This is a genomic window from Snodgrassella sp. M0110, assembly GCF_016101465.1.
Taxonomy (GTDB): domain Bacteria; phylum Pseudomonadota; class Gammaproteobacteria; order Burkholderiales; family Neisseriaceae; genus Snodgrassella; species Snodgrassella alvi.
The window spans coordinates 18496-35290 of sequence record NZ_JACFQM010000005.1; the positions used below are offsets into that span (position 1 = coordinate 18496).

Sequence of the window (16795 nt, forward strand, 5' to 3'; positions counted from 1 at the left end):
GCAGTCATTTATTCGGGGAAAAATATTCTAAAATAATATCTTTTCTGTCTTGGGTTGCAGACTATTACTAGCCCGCAACCCGACTCCCCTCTAAATAGTTGTATTAACAAAGCAATAAATTCTGCCCAATCATCAATACAACCATTTAGGGTTATCATAACATTAAATTAAATAACTATTTTTAATCTAAATAAGACTAATTTTCATAATAATTTGATAAAATATTCTTTATTTAACAAATTATTAAATAAAAACATTATCTTATAACAATAATGGTTCTCACCATCTATTAAACTGTTGAAAAGAGCCTGAAATAGCCATTTAATTTATAAAATATTTATATAATTTAACTTATTTTCACTATTTATTTTTATTTTTACAGCAACATACCCATAATTTTATCAGTTAGTTATCCGTGTAAAACATAATTATTCGCATTTATTATCGGAACAGGATATACCAATAAAATAAATACTGCTTAGTATCAAAAATTATGAGAATAAAATAGTTTGCCTGAAAGAGAAGCAATGTCCGGAACTTCAATATTGAAGCAATTGATTTATTACAATACTAATACAGTCAATTAGTAGTTATTTACAGATACAGGGTAATACCTCTGACCAAAATACAAGAATCATACCGGATGGCTTTTGAGAATGATGACTACAGCCTGTCAAATAAATACTGGCTGGTCACAAGAAAGCAGAAAATCCGTTTGTAAGTAACAAAAAATCCGTACCGGAATTTAAGTTCTCCGGCTGATAAACAATCAGAGCGGAAAAAAATTTCAGTACGGATTAATACAGATTACGGTTTAAAGTACTGGCTTACAGCACAATACCACCAGTTACTCCGTATACCTGTGCTGTCACATAGCTGGATTCTTCAGACATTAAGAAAACATAGGTAGATGCAAGTTCGGCAGGTTGTCCGGCACGACCAAGCACTGATTCACTCTGACCGAATTTCGGAATAGCTTCAGGAGGCTGACCACCGGTAATTTCCAATGCAGTCCAGATTGGGCCAGGAGCCACTGAATTAACCCGGATACCTTTGGCGGCAACCTGTTTGGCCAACGCCTGAGTAAAAGCCACAATTCCGGCTTTAGTAGTGGCATAGTCGACCAGATTCGGGCTAGGCTGATATGCCTGTACAGAGCTGGTCGTCACAATAGTGGCACCGGCAGGCAAATGCGGCATAGCAGTCTGAATCACCCAGAACAGGGAAAAAATATTCACTTCAAAAGTCTTTTTCAACTGTTCGGTGCTGATATCACAGAAACGCTCTACCGCAGTCTGTTTACCAGCCACTAAAGTCAGACCATTCAGGCCGCCCAGCTCGGTACGTGCTTTTTCAACCAGCTGTTTGCAAAAATGCTCATCACTCAAATCACCGGGTATGCACACCACTTTACGGCCAGCTTCCTGTGCCAGAGCGGCAACCTGTTTGGCATCCTCTTCTTCGGCAGGCAAATAATTAATGGCCAGATCGGCACCTTCGCGTGCATAAGCGATAGCAGCAGCACGACCAATACCTGAATCAGCACCAGTTACCAGAATTTTACGGCCGCGCAAACGACCATGACCTTCATAACTTCTTTCACCGCAATCCGGCACCGGATCCATTCTGCTTTGCAAGCCCGGTGCAGGCTGATGCTGTTTAGAAAAATCCTGATGGTAGTACTTGGTTCTTGGATCTTGTAAACCTTCTTGATGCTTCATAATACATCTCCTTGTTTAACAATGCTTTATCCAAAATGGAACAGCTAAACCATCATACGACAGATTAGTACACAACAAAGAAAAGTATCTGTAATTTATGTCATTATTCTAGTTAAAGTTTATTAATCTCAATGGCTTAAAAAAACAATAATCAAACAATGACATCAAGCAGCCATCCGGACAGATTTCAGAACCGGTAAGTATACGAAACACCGGCAATATGCGCATTCGAACGATAATCAGCTTCACCGCGCACATTGCTTGATACATGTGTTCCTTCATCCTGCTGATTCATATGTGTATGCTGAATATGCAGATAAGCATACGATACCGCTACCGTATTCTTTTTATCCACATCATACTTAAATCCGGTACCAAACAGCCAGCGGTTACCATCAGGAATAGTAGACAGACGCGAAGAAGCACTGCGTACCGGTGACTGATCATAATTTACACCGAAACGCCACTGTAAACGTGGATTCTGCTGATAAGAAGCGCCCACACCAACCGCATAAGTATCACGCCAGTTTGTGGCAATATGAGTGGTATCCGAAGTAGCACCATGTACCGGATCAATTATCTTATCATTCTCAAATTTAATATCCAGAGCATGCAGACGTGAAGAACGTGTCCAGCTTACATTGCTGAATATATTCCACTGCGGGTTTACTTGCCACATACCGTGCAGGGATACTACTTCCGGCGTAGTAATCTGTACCTGCGCACCTTCCAGAGCCTTAAAGCCGAACTGCTCAAACAGCGGAGCATAATTTTCTGCATATCTGCCCATAGGTTTCCAGCGAGCAGTACCATGCAGATGCTGATTAATCTTCGAACGATAGCTGACACCAACCCGGACATCATCATTAATGTCCCATAACCAGCCGGCATTAAAGCCATAGCCCCAGTCATTACCCTTGACTGTTGCGCGTGCATCAAATGCGCCCGGAGCTTGCTGATGTAATTCAGACGACGGTCTTCCGGATTGTGCACTGCCCACCGGAGTAAAATCCGCATATTTCTGTACTTCTGCATGCAGGTATTGCGCAATCAGCCCCACACCCAATGAATGCCTGTCATTAATTTTATAAGCAATCGCCGGGTTAATATTCAGTGCTTTTACATTGGTTTTATTCACGTTATAACGCAATACCGAATCGGAACTGTCATTAGTTCTGGCCGCATACGGAATATATACCCCAAGCCCCATACCCCATCTGTCGTTCAGGCGATGGGAAAAATACAGCTGCGGCACCAGTTGCGCAGTATTGGCAATATTGCCATGCTCAGGTCCCTGTACTGCGGAACCATCTGAAAATACACCTCGCGCATTACTGTATTTAATATCGGGCTTAATCACAAACAGATTAGTCTCTAGCTGGGTGCCATCCAGATGTACCAGTCCGGCAGGATTATTGACAATTGTTGCCGCATCGGCTGCTTCAGCAGCGGCAGCATTCCCGGTTCCAACAGCTGTTACCGACTGTAAGCCCAAATGATATCCGGAAGCATATACAGGAGAAATAACTATCGTCGTACTGATTAAGACCGCACTTATTTTCATCACAACTGGCAAACGTCTTGTCATTGTGTTTATTCTCAAAAGCATAAAATAAAAAAGACCTTATTAAAGGTCAGAAAACAAATAAAAAATTCAGTCAAAAATTAAGAATAAGATAAATTGGAGTGTTTATTCTAACTCAAAAAAGTAAATAATGCCGTTTGATAATCTTTACAATTATTCAACTAGATTAAATTACCCGTATTTAAATTCAATTAATTTTTACTCTTATAGCATATAAAAAAAGAATAAAAATCATTATTTTTCAAATAGCTATTTTTTTAACTAAAGAAAATACACTAATTAAAACCAGATAAAAAATATACAAACTAAAAGCATAATAAATTAAATAACAATAAAATTGTTTTATTCAGGCTGAATTTGAAACATATTTGCCTGATATGATTTTCAGTTTGCTTATGCCTGACTGGTCATTATTTCTGGCTGGTAAACCAAACCACAAATAAACACAAAATTGTTGATTACCTGAAAATGAATACCGGATAGTCCGCAGTGCAGCACACCAGCGTTTCATTATTCTGCTGGCAACATTTGCCCGACTTTGCAATCATTAATTATTTTTTATACAGCAGTTTCAGCATTTATAAGCGAAATAATCCGGCTACCAGCCATTTACAGTCGCCTGTAGCAGTGGGTACACTGTCGTATTATTGATTTCGATAGCAAAACAACATGTTTCAACGTTTGAAACGCACCTGGCCACTATTACTGTTATGGCTGGATCTGATTTACAGTTTCATACTGAATATTGTTGCCAGTATTTCAATGGAACAGACACCAGTACCACGCAATAGTTTACCGGTATCACCAGACATTGCCTTTAGCTGGTTACAGGTAATCGCCAACGGCGGTATGGTATTCATTCTCAGCCTGGCTTTTCGTACACTGCTACAGTTAAACCGCGCAGTACAACAACAGCAGATATGGCCTCTGACATTGCTTAGAACAGCTGCGCTGCTGATTGTACTGGCGTTTAGTTTACCTGCTTGGTGGCAATGGTCATGGGCATTATGGTCACTTGCACACGGACAGCTGGTTATAGACTGGCATAATCTGCATTACCTCATCGTTTCCATACTGTTACTTTATCCTGCCCCTCTGTGTCTGCGTTTACTCTGGATCCGCAGCCGGCAGCAGCACAGCAAAGCTGACTCCGGCAGCTCTGCTGAATCTGAAAACACCCAGCCACCAACCTGATTATTCACTACCGTCTTAAGCAAATACTGGCTGCAGACCAAATAGGGTAAAATATGCGCCGGAAATACAGTTGCGGACTTAATTTGTATGAACACACAATCCATTACCGCCTTACTTAACACAATATCTATTCCGGACAGTAACCGTACACTGGGTAGTGAAAAAGCCCTGAGTAATGTTACCGTCGCCAGTGACGGCATTCATCTGGATCTTACTTTTCCCTATCCGGTTGCCCATCTGATTGACGAACTGCAACAGCGTATTGATCAGGCCATTACCACTGAATTCGGTGACACACCATTATTTGTTCAGGTACAACTGGCGATAGGCAAACATAAAGTGCAGCCCGGTGTGCAAACCATTGCCGGCGTCAAAAATATTATTGCGGTTGCCTCAGGTAAAGGCGGTGTGGGCAAATCGACTACCAGTGCTAATCTGGCAATTGCCCTGAGCCGCATGGGTGCCCGTGTCGGCGTCCTTGATGCTGATATTTACGGCCCCAGCCAGCCTACCATGCTCGGTGTCGCCGGCCTTGAACCGCGTCAGCATCAAGATAAGCTGATTCCGGTCATGGCTGCCAGTGAAATTCAGGTGATGTCCGTTGGTTTTCTGGTTGATACTGATCAGGCAGTTATCTGGCGTGGCCCGATGGTTAGTCAGGCTTTACAGCAGCTTCTGTTTCAGAGCCAGTGGGATGATGTCGATTATCTGATTATCGACTTACCCCCCGGTACAGGCGATATCCAGCTAACATTGGCACAGAAAATTCCGGTTACCGGTGCGCTTGTAGTGACGACACCGCAGGATATAGCACTGATTGATGCGCGCAAAGCAGTCAATATGTTCCAGAAAGTCAATATTCCCATTTTTGGCGTACTTGAAAACATGTCGGTGCATATCTGCTCTAACTGCGGCCATACCGAATCTATTTTCGGACAGAATGGCGGTAAACAGCTTGCTGATAAACTCGGTGTTCCCCTGCTGGGTCAGCTACCGTTAACAATGGCTGTACGTGAGGCCATGGATAACGGTACCGCCGGCATACTGGCAGAGCAGCAGCCGCAAATAGCCGGCTTGTATGAACAGGCTGCATGGCAGCTGGTGCAGGCGCTGGCAGATCAGGGCAAAGACTATAGCCGGCGTTTTCCCAAAATTGTGGTCGAATAAACCTGCACAGCCAAATACATTTACCAAACCATGCGATAATATTCACAACGGTTGTGACTGCACGGCCGTTTTAACAGCCTGTCTGCATCCGGCGCAGCCGTCAGACACAGCAAATTGAATTTAACCTGTTGTAACCAATGACACCCTTGGTGATGCCATTTTATGAACACACCGTTTTGGCCGTTACTGGCCTTGCTTGCCGATGGTCTGGCACATGAAGTCCAGACACTGGCAGGCATTCTGAATAAAAAAATACCGCAGCTCAATGCAGCATGGCAGGATATGCCTGCCCATATCCAGAATCTGCTGCGTCAGCGTAATGGTGTCTGGCAGCTAACTAAAACTCTGGCATTAATACCGGAACACATCTTCAATACCAGTGCCCGTCAGTACGGGTTTAATCCGCAACTGCTGGAGCAGACCACATCGACCAACAGCGTCCTGCTGGAGCAATTGCGCTATGCACCGGTAAATACAGCGCCGCAAATCTGTCTGGCTTATGAGCAGACTGCCGGGCGCGGACGTCAGGGCAAATCATGGCAAAACCGCATCGGTGACTGCCTTATGTTCAGCCTGAGCTGGTCATTTAAGCGGCCTCAGGCAGAGCTTGGCGGTCTGGCGCTGGTAGTAGCACTGGCTGTTGCACAAACTTTACGCGAGCTTGGTGTAGCGGCACAAATTAAATGGCCGAATGATCTGATGCTGGATAAAAACAAACTCGGTGGCATCCTAATTGAAACCATAGCGCAACAGAATCAGACTACTGCTGTTATCGGTATCGGCATCAATTTCAGTCTGCCTGATCAGGTAGGCACAGCCGCAGCTATTCTGCCTCTTCTGCCACATGCACAGGTAACACAGATTTTTCAGGGTATTCTAGCCAAACTGATACAATATCTGCCCCAGTTTGACCAAACCGGACTAGATTCATTTCTTAATGATTACAACCAGCTGCATCGGGATCAGGGACAAATAGTCCATCTCTTGGCCAACGGCAAGACCATTGCCGAAGGTACCGTTAACGGTATTGCAGCATCGGGGGCTTTATTGCTGCAAACTGCCGACGGAGAACGCAGTTTTGTCACCGGTGAAATCAGTTTGCGCCCGGGGACTGCACAGAATCAGGTAAAAGCCAATGACAGACAACGTTACCTGCTACTGGATGCCGGCAACAGCAAACTCAAATGGGCATGGGTAGAAAACGGCTGCATACAGGCTTATGGCAAAGCAGCCTACTACGACCTGAAGCCCCTGATACAGGACTGGGTCAGACAAGGGGCCGGCGTACAGTGCATTATCGGCTGTGCTGTCTGCGGAGAAGCCCGCCAGCAGCAAATCGCTGGTATTCTGCCACTGCCAGTACAGTGGCTGCCTTCCATGCCGGAAGCACTCGGCATCTCTAATCATTACCGCAATCCGGCCGAACATGGTGCCGACCGCTGGTTTAATCTCATCGGCAGCCGGCGCTACAGCCGTCAGGCCTGTGTTGTAGTCAGCTGTGGTACAGCTGTCACAGTAGATGCCCTTACCGACACCAACCATTATCTTGGTGGCAGTATCCTGCCGGGTTTTTATTTAATGAAAGAGGCATTATCGCGGCGCACTGCTAACCTTAACCGGCCGCTGGGCAAACCATACGCTTTTGCCACCACCACCCCGAATGCTATGGCCAGCGGCATTATGGACGCAGTCTGCGGGGCTATTGTGCTGATGCATGCGCGCCTGCAACAGAAAATCGGTGCCGGCAAACCTGTCGACATTATTATTACCGGCGGTGGTGCCAATAAAGTGGCTCAGGCACTCCCTAATACATTTGTCTTAGACAACCGCATTGAAATTGTGGATAATTTAGTGATTTACGGTTTACTAAACTGGGTTGAATACGCATGAAATGGCTGTTTGCAATTTTGGTAGCACTCAATATCATTGTTTTTGGCAGCATGATAGCAGGGAAACTGGTACATAGTAATTCTGGTGCACCTGCTGCAGCCAGTGCCGCCAGCCCTGAAACAGAAGCTGTTGCACCAGCCAGTCCGGATATCAGTGTACGGCAGGCAACAGAAACTGAAACTGTTGCCGGCAGCAATACAACAGCGGCTAAAGCTGCCAGCAAAACAGAAACCACTGCTGCGCCCAAAACAACTACTGCCGCTACTACTAATGCTTCCGACAACACTGACAAACAGCCTGCTGCTCCGGCCAATACCTGTACTGCCACTGTTACCCTGCCGGAAGACGATTTTCATCGTATCAAAGGCCTGCTTACTCACTGGCCGTTTACCACCAGCCGCTTTATAGAACAGGTCAGCACTCCGGCCAAAACCCGTCAGACAGCTGCTCCTACCCGCTACATGGTTGCCCTCTCTTCCGGTAATGACAGCAGTATACGTGCCCGTCTGCAGGAACAGGGATTTGACTACGGTGTTAATCAGGGTAAAGTCAGCCTTGGCGTATTTAACCGCCGGGAAGATGCAGAAGGCCTGATGGCACGTGCCAAAATGCAGGGATTCAGTGACGCCTTTATCACCACATTGGGCGGTAGCAGCGACAGTGACAGCCAGTCATCCGGCAGTTCCGCTACCAGCATTGCGAAAATGCGCGTTGTATTCAGTGGTGTAGACAACTCAGCTATGCAGGACATCAACGCCATTACCGGTCGTTACGGCCGGATGCAGCGTAGTGGTAAATGTCATTAAGCCGGCACCTATCCGCTTAAATATTCATGAGTACCCGTGCAGTTATCCTGAAAAACATATCCGCTAATCTGCTGCTGCAACTGATAACTGCACTGGGCGGATTCATCCTGCCACCGTTAATTGTTGTAACCTATGGTTCAGCAACCAACGGTATGCTGGCCTCTATCAAACAGTTTATTGCCTACCTGACTTTACTGGAGGCGGGTATCGGTGCAGCTGCCGTCGTAGCCCTTTATCAGGCGCTAACAGCACAGGATAACCAGCTGCGTAACCGCATTCTTGCAGCCGCCCATCACTTTTACCGCATCTCCGGCGGGCTGTTTGCCGTCGCATTACTGATACTGGCTATCCTGTTTGCCTGGCTTACCCACACCGAAATCAGTGCCAGCCTTACCTTTTACATGGTACTGATAATGGGTGCCGTGAATATTCTGGATTTTTTCTTTTTCGGCAGCTACCGTGCCTTACTTACTGCCGACCAGAAAACCTATATCATCTCCGCCATTCAGGCAGGCAGCATCTTCGTTAACATCGTCGTATGCTACTGGCTGATCTGTAACGGCTATAGTATTCTGACTGTTCAGTTTATCTCTACCCTGATACAGGCGAGTAAATTTCTGTTGTACCGTCACTATGTAAAACACCACTATCACAATCTGAACCAGCATTACGACAAACATAACGCGTATAAGCTGCAACAAACATGGGATGCCCTTACCCATCAGCTAACCGGTCTGCTGATATTCAGCTCACCGCTGGTACTGATTACTTTTTTCCTGTCACTGAAAGACGCCAGCATCTACGCCGTTTATGCGTTGATTTTCGGCGCAATCAAAATGGCCTTGCAATCACTGTCACAAGGCATGCAGGCTATTTTTGGTCATAGCCTTACCACAGATATTCAGCGTACCCGTCAGAATTTCTGCCGCTATAATCGTCTCTTTATGTGCTTTCTGGGCTGGGTCTATACATGCACCGGCCTGTTGCTGGCGCCCTTTATTCAGCTTTATACCCGTAATATGACCGATGCCAACTACCATCAACCCGTGCTGGCTGCCCTGTTTTTACTGGTGGGCATTATTGAAAACAGCCGTATTCCGAGTATGACCATGATCATGGCAGCCGGTCGTTACAAAGACACCAAACCACAGGCACTGATCGAAGCTGCTCTGAACATTACCTGCTCAGTATGCTTTATACAGATATGGGGCAGTGCCGGGATTTTGCTTGCAGCACTGATATCATTTCTTTACCGCAGCAGTGAAATGGTGCATTACACCAGCAAACACATTCTGTCCCTGCCCTGCACCCGTGCCTATCTGCTGTGGCTGACAGTTTTTGCTACCATCGCCATTATCCTCACTATTGGCGGGCATCCGGTAAACAGCATCAGTGTACATACCTTTATCGATTGGATTAAACTTGGCTTTATTACCGGTCTGAGCACCGCCATACCCTTTGGCATCCTGTTAATTCTGATTTATCGACGGCCTGCCCAATGATACCCAAACTGATTCACTATTGCTGGTTCGGACCTCAGCCACTGCCTGCCGCCACCCGACAATATATTGCCAGCTGGCGCCAGTTTCTGCCCGATTATCAAATTCAGCTGTGGAACGAACACAATTTTGACTACCAGGCTAACGCTTACACCCGTTCAGCCTATGCTGCCGGGAAATATGCTTTTGTAGCCGATGTCTGCCGTATTCAGGCACTTTATCAGCATGGCGGCATCTATCTGGATACCGATGTACAGATGATTGCCTCATTCGACCCATTCCTGCACCATCACTGCTTCACCGGTTTCGAACAAGGCATGAATCCCTATACCCGCGAACTTACCTGTAACCCTCAGGCCGGCGTAATGGGTTGTGATGCCGGCAGCATTCTTATGCAGGATATCTGGCAACAGTATCAGAATCTTGAATTCAATCCGCAGCAGCTTATTACCATCAACCAGTTATTTAAACAAATATACCAAAAGCATGGAATTATCCTTAACGATCAGCGACAGGAAATTCCCGGCTATGTCTGCGTTTATCCAAGTGATTACTTCATGGCCAAAAATGCCTATACCCATGAACTGAACCGTACTGCTAATACTGTCTGCATTCATCACTACGACGGTACATGGCTTAATGACAGTAAAGGCGTCAACCGGCTCAAACGCAGAATCCTAAACACTCTGCGTACTACACTTGGCGCCCGTAACAGCCAGAAACTGATAGCGCTGCTCAAACGGAAAAACCGATGAACACCAGTACTGACAATACCTCGATTGATTTTGTTCTGCCATGGGTAGACAACAGCGATCCGGACTGGCTGGCTGCAAAAAACCACTATCAGCCACAACATCAGGGACACAGTGACGCGACCAGTAATAACCGTTATCAGGATTTCGGCACCCTGCGTTATGTACTGCGCTCCATTGAAAAAAACTGCCCGTGGTATCACAAAATTTACCTGATAACCGCCGATCAGCAGCCGCCATGGCTGAAAACCAGTCATCCGAAAATAGAAATTGTCAGCCACCGGCAACTGTTTATCCGCCCGCAGAATCTGCCAGTATTCAATTCCTCAGCTATCGAAATGAATCTGGTTAACCTTAAAGGCCTGAGTGAACAATTTGTTTATCTTAACGACGACACCGTCATTCTGCGCCCTGTCCCGCGTGAGCGGCTGTTTCAGCACGGGCTACCAGTAGACTTTCTCTGTCATGGCTGGCTAAAGCGCGGCAGCCTGTTTCGCCGTCTGCGCGGCCGCAACAGCTGGGTAGATGCACTGAATAACAATATTGCCCTGATTAACCGCCTGTATCAGCCAGCCTCACTGAATAAACAGCAATTATTTGCCCATAGCTACAGTTTGCGTGAAAAATTCAGCAATTTCCTGCTCAAATACCTTTACCGCCATTATTTCTGGTTTGCTCACTGGCATCTGCCCCAGCCTTACACCCGCAGTACACTGCAACAGGTTTATCAGCACTTCGAACCGGAAATACTTGCCAGCACCGCAAACCGCTTCCGCGCCGGTAACGACCTCACCATCTACCTCAATCGCTACTGGCAACTCGCCAGCGGTGCATTCATACCCCAAAAACACAACGACGGCTTCGTGCGCAACATCAGCAACATCACCGAACTGAATAACGCTATCCATTATCTGCATCGCCACCCGGAAATCCGTTTTGTCTGTCTCAACGATACCTGCACCAGCAACAACAGCACCGAACTGGCACAACTGCACGCTGCTCAAAGTGCATTTTACGAGCACTACCTGCCCGATCCAGCCTCATTCGAGCAAAACAGCCAGCAGCCATCATCACAGTATAAATAGATATAAATGTAAAAAAATCAGCAACTATCTTTGATGTAACAACATAAACCTGCACCCGCTGTCATCCGGGAGGCACCTGCCTGCATTGTTGCGATATAATAAACAAATCTTGACAAACCATTAGCATAGGCATCCATTACTGCCACAACCATGAAAACGCGCCCTTTTTCCGTTCTGCTTTCCTTATATGCACAGGAACATCCCGACTGGCTCAGCGCCTGTCTGGAAAGCCTGTGTACGCAGAGCATACAGGCCGACGAAATCATCATGGTACTGGATGGTGCCGTAGGTACTGAACTGCATAGCGTACTGAACAGCTATCAGACCCGGCTGCCTCTAAAAATCGTCCCGCTGTCACAACACGTCGGTCTCGGACATGCCCTTAATGCCGGACTGGAACACTGCCAGCATGAATGGATCATGCGCATGGATACTGACGACATCTGCGCACCCGGTCGGTTTGAATACCAGTGGGCATATATCCTGGAAAACCCCGATACCGCCCTGTTCAGCGGGCAGATAGCTGAATTCAGCACAACCCCGGAACTAAGCGGCACAGTCAGGCAGGTACCTCTTACAGACACTGCCATCCGCCATTATGCTCAGTGGCGCAACCCGATTAATCACATGGCTGCGGCCTACCGCAAAAGTGCGGTACAGGCAGTAGGTGGCTATCAGCATCACCAGTGGATGGAAGATTACAACCTGTGGCTGCGCCTGCTGGCGGCCGGCTATCAAGCGGCAAACCTGCCGGAAACCCTCGTGTATGCCCGTGCCGGCCACAACATGCATGCCCGCCGGCGCGGGCTGCGCTACCTTCGCAGCGAATGGCAGCTGCTGCGTCTAAAACACCACCTCAAAAGCCAGCCATTGCTGCCGGCACTAAGCTGTTTTGCCCTGCGCGGCAGCAGCCGTCTGCTCCCCACCAGCCTGCTGGGCAACCTCTACCAACATTTGCGCCTGAACAAATAAAAAACAATTATGCGAAGTTTACTGTCCTATAAAAGCCGTCTTTTCTTCGGAACCCTGCTGGTAATGCTACTGCCACTGGCCATCATGGAGCCTATTAAAGGCTTTGCTCAGGGACGTGCTGCTTTCATCACCAGCATAATTCTTGCCGGTATTGCCCATATTCTGACAACCAAATCTTTATCTGTATTCAGCAATTTTCCCGGCAGAAAATCCGCAGTGATTGCTCTGCCGCATGCTTTCTTCTGGTTTTTCGGCATGTGGATGACGGCCAAATTCTTTAACCTGCCCTATACCGTATGGTTTTTATTCATGGCAGGCTGTCTGTCCCTGTTTCTGTGTATTTCTTATATCTATTACCGCAACAAATTCATAACAACCTACGCATACCTGCCCTACGGACGTGCCAGCAACGCCGATCAGCTTCCCAACGTCAACTGGATAAAATTAACCAGCCCTTGCCTGCCTGAGACCTCTGTCATTAACGGCATTGTTGCCGACCTGCACGAACCTGAGCTCGACAACCACTGGCAGAAATTTCTTGCCCGGCAAACCCTCAATGGCATGCCTGTCTACAATATTCGTCAGGTAGAAGAATTTCTTACCGGACGGGTTAAAATTCATCACCTATATGAAAATGATCTTGGTTCTTTGCTGCCTTCACCAACCTATGTATTGATTAAACGCGTATTCGACATCGTTCTTATCCTGCTATCCGCCCCTGTTACCCTGCCGGTAATGCTTATTACTGCCATCGCCATCAAACTTGAAAGCCCGGGTAACATCCTGTTCCGGCAAAACCGTGTAGGCCGCAGCGGCAAAGAATTTTGTATTTATAAATTTCGCAGCATGTGCAGCGATTCAGAGAAAAACGGTGCCCGCATGGCGCAACTTGGGGATGCCCGCGTCACCCGTATCGGACACATCATCCGCAAAACCCGTATCGACGAACTGCCGCAATTCTGGAACATCCTGAAAGGTGACATGAGCCTGATTGGTCCACGCCCCGAGCAAAAAGTATTTGTCGACCAGTTTATTCAGGAAATTCCCTTTTATGATTACCGCCACATTGTCAAACCCGGAATTTCCGGCTGGGCGCAAGTTACTCAGGGCTACGCTGCCGACACCGAACAAACCCAGATAAAAATCGAACATGATTTTTACTACATCAAACATTTTTCCTTCTCACTCGATATACTTATATTCTTCAAAACCCTCAAAACCATGCTCACCGGCTTCGGCGCACGCTAACCCAGCCATCCCCATACAAAACGCTACCAATAAAACCTTACCGGTAGCGTTGCAATAAACTTACAAAAACCACATAGCACAACTGCCAATAAACAGAAATTTTTACACCAGACCAGACCAGACCAAAAGCAATAAAACACATAACAGATATCAAAATAGTGATAAATGATTGCTGAATTTATCTTCCCATCCCACGGCTGCACCAGTAACGCTGATTATCTGGCTCTAGAAAAAACTCAAATACTAAAACTTATCAGAATACACCGATAAAAAATAATTAAACGTATTGTAAGTATATAAATACCTTATCGAATAAATGCAGATGACTAATGATCTGAAAAAAGATAAGCTACAATGAACTATCACAAACCGATGCAATGCTCAGGGAGCCGGCATGACCCTGTTTCTACCCTTGATTTACCTGCTCTGTGGTCTGATCGCCGGCAAATTAACCCGGGATATAAAACCTGTTTTGTCTCTGCTGCTGACAAAATTTATTATCCCTGTCGTAATTATCTATAATATAGCGACCAATTTCAGCAATATGGGCGCGGTATTAATTACCACTATTGTCGTTATGAGCATAATGCTGCTTACCGGTAAATTTCTCCGGATCAATCCGGTAAGCACCCTGTGTTTCAGCTATCTGAATATTGGCTGGCTCGGTCTTCCCATAGCAGCCTCGCTCTTTGGTAATCAGGCTGCAGCAATATTTATATCTGCCTATATCGGCAGTTCTATTGTCGGTAACTCACTTGGGGCATGGCTGCTTACCGGCATCCGGTTCAATATCAGAAAACTGATTCAGATGCCTCCCGTCATTGCCCTTATTATTGGCTGCTTACTATTACCACTGGGTAAACAAATCCGCGAGCTGGATATAATTTATTCCCTCGCTAAATTTCTGATGAGCTTTTTTGGCATGGCTATTCTTGGTATGTGGCTGGCTAAAAGCAGAATTACATTGACCGACATCAGAAACACCATTCAGACCTTCCTGAAAAAAGCTGCGGCTTATTTCTGCATCCTCTCCGCCCTGCTTGGCCTTGCCTGTCTGTGCCGGCAAAACCTTATTCTGGAAAATAGTGCCGCACTTTACTTATTTTGCCTGCTTCCTCCAGCAGCCAATATCATTGTTCTTGAAACCCACTATCTGGGTACCGGTTACTCCGTTAAACCCATTTCCTGTGGTACTTGTATCAGCATTATAGCTATCGGTATTTATGCCTTAACTATTATGACAATAAAATATATTAGTTAATTATTTACTGTTAGTTCACCCGCTCAGTTGGTAACAATTGCATCTGTTCTGCTTCCAGACATGTATATCTTTATCTTCTAATTATCATTATTTAGGGGATGATCGAACAACCATGAATTAATCAGAGCTAATGGTTCTCTAATAAGAGAAATGTAGTTCCTGTAATTTCTGAAACTTAAAGGTGCAGATAACCCAGATACATCTTTTATTCCTGATCTTTTAGCTAACATAATAGAACGCAATAAGTGAAAATCATTGGTAACTACCACGGTTTTACCTAACGGTAACACTTTATTCGCATAAACAAACTGCTGAGCAGTACGTGTTGATTTATCTTCAAGATAAACCCTTGAGGCATCAATCCCGTTATCAATTAAATAACCTGCCATAACACTTGCTTCTGTTGCCGGTTCCCCTTCTCCTTGTCCTCCGCAAACAACAACTTTGGTATTAGGGTTATTTTTCAAATAAACCAGAGCTTTATCTAAACGCCCTTTTAAAACAGGATGAGGTACTGCAGGATTACCCATTACCTGAGCACCTAAGATAACCATAGTATCAGCATTGTCTGCTGCTTTTTGCCGGGCATAGAGATGAATAATGACATTACAGATAATAAAATAAGCTAAAACAATTATTACAAACCACTGAACCAATTTATAAATATTCATAATGCTCTTATTCATAACTTTCCGTAAAATAATTGTTAATCAGTTCTATAAATTAAAAACAAAAAACACAATAACGTAAAATATTCCAGGAACTATAGCAACTAATTAGCATTTTATCACTTAATAATTTTACAATGAATATCAAAACATAATTCCTGTCTCCTGCTATTAATTAATAATCTCTGATAAAACTGTCATGATTATTCAAGAGACAGCTTTTGCTTTAACTGCGCTGTGCAATCTCTGGCCATCTGTTTATACTCATTAGCTTTAGCTTTTGAAATAGTTTATCTGTAAGTTATTCAACAATAGTAGCTATGCTTCTATTGTTGAAATTATTAAGAGAGAATTACATGCACAATCAACCGGGCTTGGAGAAGCATATGCACGTATCGGAACAAGATAAAGTGGCTTTTAGAACAGTGGCAATAGCAGTGATAGCAAAATTAGCAACATGGCCGAAACAACTGTAATTACCCGCCAGATAGATTTAAATGAATACAAAGGAAAAACATTTTTCGTAGTATGAGCCTATTATCGCTAGATTATCAATCAGCAATTAGAAGTTTGAATTGGGATAGCAAAAACAATATACTGAATGGATGTATTTTAAAGAATCAGGTAATCCACCAGTAGAGTTTGATAGATAGTTACCTAGATTTTGTTTTTTTAGAGGCTAAAGTGCGTTATGATCATTTATTTACATAAATTAATTTAATACTGGAATTGCTATCATGGACTATTAAACATTATCAAAAAATAATGTTGCAAGAAAAAAGCAAGATAAATTATGTAGACAAAATTACCTTGCTCAATACTGTTGGTTGTAGGTGACTAAAAAGGGATACCGTAATTTTCTAATAATAAAGAAAATTACCCTAATTTATACACAATTTATATCCCACTATTAAAATAACATAGATCATTAATTATAAAAAATTTAA

13 protein-coding genes are annotated in these 16795 nt (G+C 44.9%); 10 read left to right on the plus strand and 3 right to left on the minus strand.

All coding sequences use genetic code 11. The features are described from left to right. Positions 1–827: 827 nt before the first annotated feature. The gene (locus H3T84_RS08015) at positions 828–1721 is read right to left on the minus strand and encodes an SDR family oxidoreductase (protein ID WP_198218786.1); all 894 of its coding nucleotides are present in this window, start codon (positions 1719–1721) and stop codon (positions 828–830) included. Positions 1722–1908: 187 nt separating this feature from the next. Continuing rightward, positions 1909–3309 (minus strand): OmpP1/FadL family transporter, encoded by a 1401-nt coding sequence (locus H3T84_RS08020; protein ID WP_198218787.1) that lies wholly within the window; start codon positions 3307–3309, stop codon positions 1909–1911. A gap of 666 nt (positions 3310–3975) precedes the next feature. On the opposite strand from H3T84_RS08020, the gene H3T84_RS08025 reads away from it, so the two are divergent. The 10 genes from H3T84_RS08025 to H3T84_RS08070 all read left to right on the plus strand — a co-directional run bounded on the left by H3T84_RS08025 (position 3976) and on the right by H3T84_RS08070 (position 15180). Next, positions 3976–4500, plus strand: coding sequence for a hypothetical protein (locus H3T84_RS08025; RefSeq protein WP_025331761.1), 525 nt, complete (start codon positions 3976–3978; stop codon positions 4498–4500). Positions 4501–4587: 87 nt separating this feature from the next. Further along, positions 4588–5667: an iron-sulfur cluster carrier protein ApbC gene (gene apbC / locus H3T84_RS08030; RefSeq protein ID WP_198218788.1), complete on the plus strand. Its 1080-nt coding sequence runs from the start codon at positions 4588–4590 to the stop codon at positions 5665–5667. A 162-nt stretch (positions 5668–5829) separates the two neighbouring features. Beyond that, positions 5830–7557 (plus strand): biotin--[acetyl-CoA-carboxylase] ligase, encoded by a 1728-nt coding sequence (locus H3T84_RS08035; RefSeq protein ID WP_198218789.1) that lies wholly within the window; start codon positions 5830–5832, stop codon positions 7555–7557. Then, positions 7554–8363 (plus strand): hypothetical protein, encoded by an 810-nt coding sequence (locus tag H3T84_RS08040; protein ID WP_198218790.1) that lies wholly within the window; start codon positions 7554–7556, stop codon positions 8361–8363. Before H3T84_RS08035 ends, H3T84_RS08040 begins: the two co-directional genes overlap by 4 nt. Before the next feature lie 26 nt (positions 8364–8389). After that, positions 8390–9865: a lipopolysaccharide biosynthesis protein gene (locus tag H3T84_RS08045; protein WP_198218791.1), complete on the plus strand. Its 1476-nt coding sequence runs from the start codon at positions 8390–8392 to the stop codon at positions 9863–9865. Further along, positions 9862–10617, plus strand: a complete 756-nt coding sequence (locus H3T84_RS08050; protein WP_198218792.1) for a glycosyltransferase family 32 protein — start codon at positions 9862–9864, stop codon at positions 10615–10617. Before H3T84_RS08045 ends, H3T84_RS08050 begins: the two co-directional genes overlap by 4 nt. Then, complete coding sequence (locus H3T84_RS08055) at positions 10614–11699, plus strand: stealth family protein (RefSeq protein ID WP_198218793.1); 1086 nt, start codon at positions 10614–10616, stop codon at positions 11697–11699. The genes H3T84_RS08050 and H3T84_RS08055 overlap by 4 nt, the downstream gene beginning before the upstream one ends. A gap of 150 nt (positions 11700–11849) precedes the next feature. Continuing rightward, positions 11850–12671 (plus strand): glycosyltransferase, encoded by an 822-nt coding sequence (locus tag H3T84_RS08060; RefSeq protein ID WP_198218794.1) that lies wholly within the window; start codon positions 11850–11852, stop codon positions 12669–12671. Between the two features lie 9 nt (positions 12672–12680). Beyond that, the gene (locus H3T84_RS08065) at positions 12681–13919 is read left to right on the plus strand and encodes a sugar transferase (protein WP_051506515.1); all 1239 of its coding nucleotides are present in this window, start codon (positions 12681–12683) and stop codon (positions 13917–13919) included. Positions 13920–14313: 394 nt separating this feature from the next. After that, on the plus strand, positions 14314–15180 hold the full coding sequence (locus tag H3T84_RS08070; protein ID WP_198218795.1) for a permease: 867 nt from the start codon (positions 14314–14316) through the stop codon (positions 15178–15180). A gap of 77 nt (positions 15181–15257) precedes the next feature. Here H3T84_RS08070 and H3T84_RS08075 read toward each other — a convergent pair whose 3' ends face one another. Continuing rightward, positions 15258–15866, minus strand: a complete 609-nt coding sequence (locus tag H3T84_RS08075) for a YdcF family protein (RefSeq protein WP_198218796.1) — start codon at positions 15864–15866, stop codon at positions 15258–15260. Between the last annotated feature and the right edge of the window lie 929 nt (positions 15867–16795).

Bases quoted from the DNA above. Each gene is read 5' to 3' on its own strand.
- H3T84_RS08040 (WP_198218790.1), top strand. From the start codon at position 7,554: ATGAAATGGCTGTTTGCAATTTTGGTAGCACTCAATATCATTGTTTTT.
- H3T84_RS08055 (WP_198218793.1), top strand. From the start codon at position 10,614: ATGAACACCAGTACTGACAATACCTCGATTGATTTTGTTCTGCCATGG.
- H3T84_RS08070 (WP_198218795.1), top strand. From the start codon at position 14,314: ATGACCCTGTTTCTACCCTTGATTTACCTGCTCTGTGGTCTGATCGCC.
- H3T84_RS08035 (WP_198218789.1), top strand. From the start codon at position 5,830: ATGAACACACCGTTTTGGCCGTTACTGGCCTTGCTTGCCGATGGTCTG.
- H3T84_RS08050 (WP_198218792.1), top strand. From the start codon at position 9,862: ATGATACCCAAACTGATTCACTATTGCTGGTTCGGACCTCAGCCACTG.
- H3T84_RS08015 (WP_198218786.1), bottom strand. From the start codon at position 1,721: ATGAAGCATCAAGAAGGTTTACAAGATCCAAGAACCAAGTACTACCAT.
- H3T84_RS08045 (WP_198218791.1), top strand. From the start codon at position 8,390: ATGAGTACCCGTGCAGTTATCCTGAAAAACATATCCGCTAATCTGCTG.
- H3T84_RS08065 (WP_051506515.1), top strand. From the start codon at position 12,681: ATGCGAAGTTTACTGTCCTATAAAAGCCGTCTTTTCTTCGGAACCCTG.
- apbC (WP_198218788.1), top strand. From the start codon at position 4,588: ATGAACACACAATCCATTACCGCCTTACTTAACACAATATCTATTCCG.
- H3T84_RS08020 (WP_198218787.1), bottom strand. From the start codon at position 3,309: ATGACAAGACGTTTGCCAGTTGTGATGAAAATAAGTGCGGTCTTAATC.
- H3T84_RS08075 (WP_198218796.1), bottom strand. From the start codon at position 15,866: ATGAATAAGAGCATTATGAATATTTATAAATTGGTTCAGTGGTTTGTA.
- H3T84_RS08025 (WP_025331761.1), top strand. From the start codon at position 3,976: ATGTTTCAACGTTTGAAACGCACCTGGCCACTATTACTGTTATGGCTG.
- H3T84_RS08060 (WP_198218794.1), top strand. From the start codon at position 11,850: ATGAAAACGCGCCCTTTTTCCGTTCTGCTTTCCTTATATGCACAGGAA.